Source organism: Actinoallomurus acaciae, from assembly GCF_042429965.1.
Classification (GTDB): domain Bacteria; phylum Actinomycetota; class Actinomycetes; order Streptosporangiales; family Streptosporangiaceae; genus Actinoallomurus; species Actinoallomurus acaciae.
This window is the reverse complement of sequence record NZ_JBHLZP010001093.1, coordinates 1-1,126: the sequence shown is the minus strand read 5'-3', so window position 1 is coordinate 1,126 and position 1,126 is coordinate 1. Positions and strand designations below refer to the sequence as shown.

At 73.4% G+C, this 1,126-nt stretch carries 2 protein-coding genes; both read left to right on the top strand.

From position 1 onward, the window contains the following. On the top strand, positions 1 to 406 hold a 406-nt coding region (locus ACFFNX_RS50755; RefSeq protein ID WP_378213671.1), incomplete at its 5' end, for a hypothetical protein. Beyond that, positions 403 to 1,017: a GOLPH3/VPS74 family protein gene (locus ACFFNX_RS50750; protein ID WP_378213670.1), complete on the top strand. Its 615-nt coding sequence runs from the start codon at positions 403 to 405 to the stop codon at positions 1,015 to 1,017. The genes ACFFNX_RS50755 and ACFFNX_RS50750, both read left to right, overlap by 4 nt. Positions 1,018 to 1,126 lie beyond the last annotated feature (109 nt).

Here is a 1,126-nt window from a genome sequence, read left to right as displayed (position 1 = left end):
GGTGCCGCGGCCCGCCGTCGCCGGCGTGGTGAGCGCGGTCGCCGTGTTCGGGTTCCTCGGCCTGCTGTATCCGTTCGCGGGGGCGCGGCATCCGGCGTTCACGCACGGCGCCTGGGTGCCGGCTCCGATGCTCGTCGCGGCCGGACTGGCGATGGGCGTGGGCGTCGCGCTGTGGCGCTGGACGGCCGCCGCGGGCTGGACGAGCCGGCACCGGCTGGCCGCGATCTCCGGTGCGCTCATCGCGCACACCGTGTTCGGCGTCGTCGCGAACACCCATACCGCGCCGGACACCGTCGGCCTGATGGTGATCGGCGTCGTCATGACCATCCTGCTCGGCCTGCTCGGCCGTCGCCTCGAAGGCGTACGGCCGGCCGAGCCCGTCCATCCGAGGGCTGCACGATCATGAACGACTCGACCACGCTCCCGCAGCGGCTGTACCTGCTCGCCTACGACACCGGCCGGCAGCGGATCGCCCGCCGCTTCGAGCTCCGGTACGCCCTGCGCGCCGCCGTCCTCGCCGAGCTCCTGCTTCGCGGCCACATCGTCGATCGCGACGGCGCGATGCCGGCCGAACGCACCGGCGGCTGCGACGATCCCGTGCTGCGTGCGGCGCTGACCGAGATCGAGGCCGCACCAGGACAGAGCTGGAAGCACTGGGTACGCGCCGGGCACCGATCCGTCGAACGGGCCATCAGGGACCAGCTGGGCGCGGACGGTCGGATCACCGTCCGGCATCACTTCGGCCCCCGCCGGGCGACGATCACCGTGCCCGACCTCCAGCCGGTGCTGCAGATCACCAACGACGTACGCCGCGCGCTGCGGGAGGACCGCCCGGACCCGGCGGACGCGGCGCTCCTCGTGCTGGCCGACGCGGCGGGCCTCCCGGCGGTCGCCGCAACCGACAAGCGCGTCCGCGAGCAGCGGATCGACCGGCCCGCGGAGCCGCTGGGCCCGGTCGTCCCCGCCCTCCGCGCGGTCATCCGGGGGATGCGGGCCGCCGCCTCCGGAGGCTCCTGACCCACCATCGGATACCGTATTGACCCAAAGTAGCCGACCGATTACCGTGAGTTCTGAGTGCTTGAATGAAGCGACAACGCAGACCCGCCGGGGCGGTGCCCCGGTGAAT

What these genes read in the sequence shown, in the direction of transcription:
- ACFFNX_RS50750 (WP_378213670.1), top strand. Translation starts at nt 403, where the DNA reads ATGAACGACTCGACCACGCTCCCGCAGCGGCTGTACCTGCTCGCCTAC.